The 8,878-nt window shown below is 40.1% G+C and carries 9 protein-coding genes and 1 pseudogene; 2 read left to right on the top strand and 8 right to left on the bottom strand.

Going from position 1 to position 8,878, the window contains the following annotated elements:
* A partial coding sequence (locus ACYUCW_RS14730; RefSeq protein ID WP_460408891.1) for an AMP-binding protein occupies positions 1-740 on the bottom strand: 740 nt, incomplete at its 3' end.
* 366 nt (positions 741-1,106) lie between these two features.
* On the opposite strand from ACYUCW_RS14730, the gene sodA reads away from it, so the two are divergent.
* On the top strand, positions 1,107-1,730 hold the full coding sequence (gene sodA, locus ACYUCW_RS14725; protein ID WP_004249861.1) for a superoxide dismutase [Mn]: 624 nt from the start codon (positions 1,107-1,109) through the stop codon (positions 1,728-1,730).
* 117 nt (positions 1,731-1,847) lie between these two features.
* Positions 1,848-2,522 (top strand): 6-hydroxyaminopurine reductase, encoded by a 675-nt coding sequence (gene yiiM / locus ACYUCW_RS14720; RefSeq protein ID WP_012368600.1) that lies wholly within the window; start codon positions 1,848-1,850, stop codon positions 2,520-2,522.
* Positions 2,523-2,562: 40 nt separating this feature from the next.
* On the opposite strand, the gene trpS is transcribed toward yiiM, so the two are convergent.
* The 7 genes and pseudogenes from trpS to aroK form a co-directional block, all read right to left on the bottom strand.
* Positions 2,563-3,591 carry a tryptophan--tRNA ligase gene (gene trpS, locus ACYUCW_RS14715; protein ID WP_004246627.1) on the bottom strand — a complete coding sequence of 343 codons (1,029 nt, stop codon included), beginning with the start codon at positions 3,589-3,591 and terminating at the stop codon, positions 2,563-2,565.
* A 1-nt stretch (position 3,592) separates the two neighbouring features.
* Positions 3,593-4,304: pseudogene (locus ACYUCW_RS14710) on the bottom strand (phosphoglycolate phosphatase).
* Positions 4,301-4,975, bottom strand: a complete 675-nt coding sequence (gene rpe, locus ACYUCW_RS14705) for a ribulose-phosphate 3-epimerase (protein ID WP_004246629.1) — start codon at positions 4,973-4,975, stop codon at positions 4,301-4,303. Before rpe ends, ACYUCW_RS14710 begins: the two are co-directional and overlap by 4 nt.
* A 44-nt stretch (positions 4,976-5,019) precedes the next feature.
* Positions 5,020-5,835, bottom strand: a complete 816-nt coding sequence (gene dam / locus ACYUCW_RS14700; RefSeq protein WP_004249858.1) for an adenine-specific DNA-methyltransferase — start codon at positions 5,833-5,835, stop codon at positions 5,020-5,022.
* A gap of 81 nt (positions 5,836-5,916) precedes the next feature.
* Positions 5,917-6,861: an SPOR domain-containing protein gene (locus tag ACYUCW_RS14695; protein WP_017827155.1), complete on the bottom strand. Its 945-nt coding sequence runs from the start codon at positions 6,859-6,861 to the stop codon at positions 5,917-5,919.
* A 154-nt stretch (positions 6,862-7,015) separates the two neighbouring features.
* Positions 7,016-8,110, bottom strand: coding sequence for a 3-dehydroquinate synthase (gene aroB / locus ACYUCW_RS14690; RefSeq protein ID WP_151251192.1), 1,095 nt, complete (start codon positions 8,108-8,110; stop codon positions 7,016-7,018).
* Positions 8,111-8,162: 52 nt separating this feature from the next.
* Entirely contained in the window at positions 8,163-8,684 is a 522-nt protein-coding gene (gene aroK / locus ACYUCW_RS14685) for a shikimate kinase AroK (RefSeq protein ID WP_460408886.1), read from the bottom strand.
* Between the last annotated feature and the right edge of the window lie 194 nt (positions 8,685-8,878).

The following is an 8,878-nucleotide window of genomic DNA, read 5'->3' as shown; positions in this document are numbered from 1 at the left end:
TCTGTACTGACGCCTTGAACAATTTCATCCCACCATAAATCGCGTCCTTCAATCCATTGTTCTGTTTGCCCTGTTCGACGTAAGACCACAATATGTTCAATAGGCGGGATATCCACATGAGTGAGGGCATCATCAACATTTTTCTTTAAGGGGATTGCTCTACCAGCACGTAAGCCTTCATCTGCGGTGATCACTAATTTTGCTTTAGAGTCAATAATGCGCCCTGCCACTGCTTCTGGTGAGAAACCACCAAAAATAACAGAATGAATAGCCCCAATACGAGTACAAGCTAACATCGCAACAGCCGCTTCAGGAACCATTGGCATATAAATAGCCACTACATCGCCTTTTTTGATACCTAGTTTTTTTAATACATTGGCGAATTGACAAACATCTTGATGAAGTTGGCGATAGGTAATGCTTTTCGATTCATTAGGGGAATCACCTTCCCAAATAATAGCAACTTGATCCGCGCGTTTTTCTAAATGGCGATCAAGACAGTTTTGGCTAATGTTAAGTTGCCCATCTTCAAACCAGCGAATACGGACATGGCCTGGATCAAAGGAGGTATTTTTCACGATAGTATAGGGGGTTATCCAATCAACAATTTTCCCTTTATCTGCCCAAAAGGCCTCAGGGTTTTCGATGGATAATGCATAATCTTTTTGGTATTGCTCTTTATTAATCAGGGCGTGCTCTGCAATGTTTGCAGGAATGTGATGTTGGTTTATTTTTGTCATAATTGTTCTCCTTACTGTTGTTAATACTATGTCAAAAAGTCGTTAACAAAAGAGGGTAAAGAGACATTGTTTCTTTTTTGCGCATAAGATCACGAAATAATGGAAATGCTTTTCATGGCGTGATCAATTAGTGCTAAAGGTTGTTATGTATAATTTATCTACCTTTTGGGTATTTTATGAAATATTAAACCAATAATAAGCTTTTTATTTAAAATAAAATACTGTGAAAATTGATGTCACTGGGTTGGATAAAAAACCACAAAAATAATATGGATATGATAATGATTTTCATTAACATTTTTTTCACTATAATAAAGAGATAAATCACATGGCGTGATCGAATATAAAACAGCACTGGAGATTAATATGAGCTATACATTACCTGCACTCCCTTATGCTTATGATGCGCTAGAACCTCATTTTGATGAGCGCACAATGGAAATTCACCATACTAAGCATCATCAAACTTATGTGAACAATACCAATACTGCGTTAGAAAAACTGCCTGAATTAGCGGGTTTAGAAATTGATGAACTCGTTAAGAATTTACATAAAGTACCTGCTGATCAACGTACCTTTGTACGTAACAATGCGGGTGGTCATTCTAACCATACTTTCTTCTGGAAAGGATTAAAGCTAGGCACTCAATTACATGGTTCATTAAAAGATGCCATTGAACGTGATTTTGGTAGTGTTGATGCATTTAAAGAGTTGTTTGAAAAAGCCGCTGCTAGCCGTTTTGGTTCAGGTTGGGCATGGTTAGTATTAAAAGATGATGGAAAATTAGCTGTTGTTTCTACCGCAAACCAAGATAGCCCATTAATGGGTGAAGAGTTAGCAGGTGCATCTGGCTATCCAATTATTGGCTTAGATGTATGGGAACATGCGTATTACTTGAAATATCAAAACCGTCGTCCTGATTATATCAAAGCATTCTGGTCTGTAGTTAACTGGGATGAGGCGCAAAAACGCTATCAGAGCAAAGCATAATATTGCTATCATTCTCTTTTCTCTCTATTTATCAATGCCGACAATTATTGTCGGCATTGTTTATTTAGCCTGCTCTCTTTATTATAAAAGGACTTTTTTTCATTGAGGCAATGAGTTATGCGCTATTTCCCCAGTGTTTTTATTGGCAATATCACGACGACTGCAAATGGATTTACCAGTGCGATCACCAAAAGGCTGGTGGATGGGCATATTAAACTAACATCACTGGGCTTAGCAGGTGATGAGCAAGCAGAAAAAGGGTTTCATGGTGGGCCTGATCGCGCTTTGTGCCATTATCCTCAAGAACATTATCATTACTGGTCTGAGCAATTTCCTCAACTGGCTGACTTATTTAATGCTCCTGCGTTTGGTGAAAATATTTCGACTACCGGTCTGACAGAAGAGAATGTTTTTATTGGTGATATATATCAATGGGGTGACGCTTTAATTCAAGTGACCCAGCCTCGTTCACCTTGTTATAAGCTAAACACGGTGACTGATATCAGCGATTTTTCACAACTGATGCAAGATAGCGGTTTTTGTGGCTGGTTATATCGCGTGATAAGTCCCGGCGAAGTAGGCTGTCATCATCCTTTGGTTCTACGCTCAAGAAATAGCGATATCTCTGTCAAAGAAGCAATTGCTATTGCTTTTCATATGCCATTTGATGAGGAGTCGTATCGTCGCTTATTAACAGCGGCAGGACTATCTGCTAGTTGGTGTAAAACCATGCAGTTAAGATTGCAAAAACAAACTATTGAAAGTTTTGATAGAAGGCTATTTAAGAAATAGTCAGAAAATAGGCCAGCAGTTATCTGGCCTATAATAACGATTATGGGTGAGCAATAAACCCAATAGCCTCATAAACCTTATCTAAGGTTGTTTGAGCGCGCGCTTTCGCCTTATCGGCACCTTCTTTCATGATTTTATTTAATAGTGCTTCATCATTACGGAAGGTGTTAAAGCGTTCTTGAATATTTGTCAGCATATCTGATACAGCCTCAGCAACCGCGCCTTTTAGATGACCGTACATTTTGCCTTCAAATTCAGCTTCGAGTTCAGGGATAGTTTTACCTGTTACACCCGCTAAAATATCTAATAAGTTAGAGACACCGGCTTTGTTTTCTAGATCATACGCAACGCGAGGTGGCTCTTCTGAGTCTGTAACAGCACGTTTTATTTTTTTCGCCGCCGCTTTGGGATCTTCAAGTAAAGCGATAACATTATTGCGGTTATCATCAGATTTAGACATTTTCTTAGCGGGATCTTGTAATGCCATCACGCGTGCGCCACCTTTTGGAATAAAAGGATCGGGTACGGTGAAAATGTCCCCATAGATGGCATTAAAGCGTTGGGCAATATCACGGCTTAATTCAAGATGTTGTTTTTGGTCAATGCCAACCGGTACTTGGTTGGTTTGATAAAGGAGGATATCGGCTGCCATTAAGACGGGATAATCAAATAATCCTGCATTGATATTTTCAGCATGACGAGCTGATTTATCTTTAAATTGGGTCATACGGCTTAATTCACCAAAGTAGGTGTAGCAGTTTAGCGCCCAGCCTAATTGTGCATGTTGTGGAACATGAGATTGTACAAAGATTGTGCTCTTTTCAGGATCAATGCCACAAGCGAGATAAAGAGCCAGTGTATCTAAGGTTCTTTTTCGCAGTTCGGTAGGATCTTGGCGTACAGTAATGGCATGTTGGTCAACGATACAGTAAATGCAATCGTAGTCATCTTGCATTTGTACCCACTGACGTAGTGCTCCCATATAGTTCCCGATAGTTAACTCACCAGAAGGTTGTGCACCACTGAATACAATAGGCTTTTGAGCCTTTTTTTCTACTGAAGTCGTCATGTTAGTTCTGTTCCACTGTTGTCATTGACGTAATATCAAGGATAGAGAGCAAATCAGCAAAATCGTCGAGTATAAAATCGGGTTTGCTATCTGCAATGGGTTCACCGTAGTTATAACCATAAGTTAACCCCACACAAGGGCACTGTGCTGCTTGTGCGGCGATAATATCGTTACGGGAATCTCCGACAAAAAGAAGCTCTTCTTTTTTAACACCAAACGTGCCCATTGTTAAATATAATGGCGCTGGATGGGGTTTTTTTTTGTTTTACATCATCACCACCAAGCACCAATGAGAAGTCGTTGTCTATACCTAATTGCTTTAACAGTGGTTGGATAAAAGGAGTGGGTTTATTCGTCACTATGCCTAAGGAGAGAGAATACGAAGCAAGTTTTTCTAGTGTCTCTTTAACGTGTGGAAATAGATTGCTTCCTGTTTTGACAGAGTTTGCATAGCACTCATCAAAGAGATCACGTACCTCTTTTAATAAAGTATCGGTGACATCTTTAACACCACAATGGTGCAGGGCGCGCTTTAATAGCATATCAACACCATTACCAACCCAAATGGTGACATGGTGTTTATCCACTGTTGGGAAGCCTTTTGCTTTTAGTGCATAGTTTGTGGCTTCTGTTAGCCCAACAGCGCTGTCAGTTAGTGTACCATCAAGATCAAAAGCGATAGCACGAATACCTTTGAGTTTTTTTTCTGTCATTTCGATACCTTATCTAATTCTCGGCGCATATTGTCGATAACCTGTTTATAATCTGGCTGATTGAAAATAGCAGAGCCAGCAACAAACATATCCGCACCTGCTTGAGCAATTTCGGCAATATTATCAACTTTGACACCGCCATCAATTTCTAAACGAATGTCATAGCCACCATCATCAATCATCTTGCGAACTTGACGTAATTTATCGAGTGTCTTTGGTATAAATGATTGACCACCGAAGCCAGGGTTTACTGACATCAGAAGAATAAGATCTAATTTATCCATTACATAATCGAGATAGTTGAGAGGCGTGGCAGGATTAAGGACTAAACCTGCTTTACAGCCACAATCTTTGATTAATTGAATAGTGCGATCAACATGCTCACTGGCTTCGGCATGAAATGAAATATAGGTTGCTCCTGCTTGTGCAAAATCAGGAATAATACGATCAACCGGTTTTACCATTAAGTGGACATCAATAGGTGCTGTGATCCCGTAGTTGCGTAGCGCTTTACAAATTGGTGCACCGAACGTTAAGTTAGGGACATAGTGATTATCCATTACATCAAAATGAACCACATCAGCACCTGCAGCGAGCACTTTCTCCGTATCTTCACCAAGGCGGGCGAAATCTGCAGATAAAATAGAAGGGGCAATCAGAAAATCTTTCATCGCGTTCTCCTGACAACACTCCCATTGTCGGGAAGTGTTAACGATTATTTATATAAGGCTAGTAATTCGTTCACTTTGCTACGACCTAGTGTGTTGCTACTAATTGTTCTTCTGACTTTCACACTATGTAGCTCTTTCGCGTCTACATACCACTCTTTTGTTAACGCAGTTTCATGATTTGATATTAACACGGGTATCTGTCTCTCGTAAGCCAACATTGAGGCAAGTTGAGCTAGATGCTGTTGTTCTTGGAAACTAAAGCTATTTGTATGGTATGAGGTAAAATTTGCCGTCGGTGATAACGGTGCATAAGGTGGATCACAGTATACAACAGAACCTTTGGTGGCATTTGTCATGGTTGATGAATAGCTTTGGCAGACAAATAAGGCTTTTTGCGCTTTTTCTGAAAACCAAATCAATTCGTCTTCTGGAAAATAAGGTTTTTTGTAGCGACCAAAAGGAACATTATATTCTCCTTTGGAGTTGTAACGGCATAATCCATTGTAGCAATGACGGTTTAAGTAGAGAAAAAGTACACTGCGTTGGTATGGATCTGTTGATTGATTAAAGTCTTGTCGTAGTTGATAAAACTCTTCTGCATTATTCATCTGAGGAGTGAATAATAGTTGAGCATCCTTCATAAATTTTTCAGGATACAGTTTTACCGTATTATAGAGATGGATGAGATCGCTATTTATATCGGCAAGAATATATGAATCATATTCTGTATTTAAAAATACAGAGCCAGCACCCATAAAAGGTTCAATTAAACAGTTACCTTGAGGTAGATGACGCTTAATGTCATCTACCAAAGGGTATTTACCACCAGCCCATTTTAGGAATGCGCGTTTTTTTTTCATGCCGTCCAAATTTCTCAATCGTTTCAGAGTCGCCGATTGTACTCTGTTTCAGACAGCATATCAGCGGTGAACATCGTTAACTTATTTTTTTAGATCCTGATGAACATGTTTCATAGGTCTAACCCAAGGTTTTTTAGCTTGCACAGCCGCCGGTAATGAAGCCACGGCCTGTTTTGCTTCGCTTATATTACGATAGTTACCATAGATGAGTACATACCAAGGATTACCATTACGCTGGGTTTTATAAATAGCGTAGTTTCCATTAAGATTTTTTTTAGCGAAAGCTTCTAACGTATCTTGGCGACTCGCACCACTTAACTGCAAAGTATAATTTGTTGCAGGAATGGCTGCTAGGTTATTTGCTGATAAGGCTCCTGATGCAACGGGTTTTGTGGTTGGTTTTGCCACAGGCTTAGTCTGTGTGGTTGCAGGAGGTGTTACCGGCTTGGTTGGTGTAGGTTTGACCTCTGGTTTTTGTGTTGGTGCCGGTTGCGGTTTGGTCACCGGAGTTTGTGGCGTTGTCGGTTGGTTTTGTGTATTTTGCTGTTGTTGATTAACAGCTTGGTTAACACCTGCTTGTTGTTGATTGAGTGAATCAACAATATCTCCTGGGATCTCAACACGTTGACCTTGAGAGTCAATCATTGGGGGGAGATTTTGAGATGGCTGCGTTGTAGGCTGCTGTATTTGTTGACCCGTCAGCTCCTGAGGTGTGGATGTTTGATTGTCTATTGATGTTACCGAAGGCTGAGACAGTTCAATATTCTTTTCTGTTCCTGTTGTTGAGGCCGTTGTTTCTTTATCACTGTCTGGTGATTTCAGCGCAGAGCTTATCGCAATAATTAAAAGAATGAGAACCAGTACCCCAACACCTATCATCATCTGTTGACGGGATACAGAGAAACGAGCATTTTTTAATGGGTTATTACGAGGTCGATTAGTGCGACGTTCGGGTCTATCCGAAGTATCAGGTTTGAGTGAGTTATCGCCACTCTTAATTTCATTTTCAGGTTTGAACTCGTCCATTATGCCCTCCGTCAGAGCGTCAAAAAGCGAAAGTTAGCCATTACCTCTAGTATAAGGATGAAACGCTTTTTCTGAAACGTCACATTTGAGATTATTAACCAGAATTTTCCTTAAATAGACTTTCCAGTTTATCTCTCGTTAGGTGATGGTATGCTTAATTTACATTAATGCATGATGTTATCGCTTTATACACTTGTTCGCGAGAGATATCCGCACGTAGTTCTGATTGACCGATACCTTTTGGTAATACAAGGTGCAATTTACCCGCGGAAACTTTTTTATCTCGCATCATATGAGGTAAATAGTCTTCAGGTTGCATCTCATCAGGACCATTGACGGGAAGATTTGCTTTTTTAAGTAATTGGATCACTCGCTGAGTTTCTGCCTGAGTAAATTGACCCAAATCTTGTGCGGTTTTAGCCGCCATAACCATACCCGCAGCGACAGCTTCACCATGTAGCCACACACCATATCCCATATGTGCTTCAATTGCGTGACCATAAGTATGACCTAAATTAAGTAAAGCTCGTAGACCACTCGTCTCTTTTTCGTCTGCTGCGACTACTTGTGCCTTAAGTTCACAGCAACGGCGAATACAGTAAGCCATGGCTTTAGGTTCAAGCGCTATCAGTTTATCAATATTGTTTTCAAGCCAGATAAAGAAGTCTTTATCTAAAATAATGCCATATTTAATCACCTCCGCTAAGCCTGATGACAACTCACGAGGAGGAAGCGTTGCAAGACAATCGAGATCGATAACAACAGATGCAGGCTGATAGAAAGCACCAATCATATTCTTACCCAGTGGATGGTTAACTGCTGTTTTTCCACCGACAGAAGAATCGACCTGTGATAATAACGTAGTAGGAACTTGAATAAAACGTACACCACGTTGATAACTTGCAGCCGCAAAGCCTGTTAAGTCACCAATAACACCACCCCCTAGTGCAAGCAGTGTTGTATCTCGATTGTGATTTTTTTCTAATAATGCAGTAAAGACATCATTCATTACTGTCAGGGATTTATACTGTTCCCCATCAGGTAAAATCACGCTATCAACCAAAACACCTTGTTGTTCTAAGGTGTTTGTTACCTTGTCTAGATAGAGCGGCGCAAGTGTCACATTTGTGACAATCATCACTTGTTGCCCTTTTTTTAAAGGTAAAAAGGTTTCAGGCTGGTGAAAAAGGCCAGAAGCAATGGTAATGGGATAGCTTCTTTCACCTAAAGTCACAGTGATTTTTTCCATAGCAACGGCCTTCTTCAAGTAGTCTTTACTTTCATCTCATCTAAAGAATTTATTAGTTTTTCTCTAATAATTCAATAATTTGATTTGCAACGATTTTTGCACTCTGATCATCAGTATGAATGGTGATATCAGCAATCTCTTCGTAAAGAGGATTACGTTCTTCTGCGAGGGTTTCCAGTACATCACGTACGGGTTCAACGCCTTGCAATAAAGGACGTTTTTTATCTCGCTGAGTACGAGCAAGTTGTTTTTCAATGTTGGTTTCTAAATAAACAACAACACCGCGTGCTGATAGTCGGTTACGGGTTTCTCTTGATTTCACCGAACCACCACCTGTTGCTAGTACAATGCCTTGCTTTTCAGTAAGTTCGTTGATTATTTTTTCTTCACGTTGATGGAAGCCTTCTTCGCCTTCTACATCAAATACCCAACCTACATCTGCACCTGTACGTCGCTCAATTTCCTGATCGGAATCATAAAATTCCATACTAAGTTGTTGAGCTAACTGACGACCAATAGTGCTTTTGCCGGCACCCATAGGCCCAACCAGAAAGATATTACGTTTCTCTGCCATGTTTTTGGTATTACTAAGATATTCGTTAATGATAACCCGCCCCGCCAAATTCATTCAGCGACGGGACCTAAACTGAAATTTATGAGTGTTTATTTCATTCACGCCTGATAACGTGTGTATCTACTCTCATATTAAAACTGAGTTTTTTCAGTAGAACGCTATTAAATAACCACGTGTTGTCGCAAGCGACAACA

The sequence above is a fragment of the Proteus sp. MB838 genome, assembly GCF_054767435.1.
Note: the sequence above shows the minus strand (reverse complement) of the source record. Positions and strands in the feature narration are given on the sequence as shown.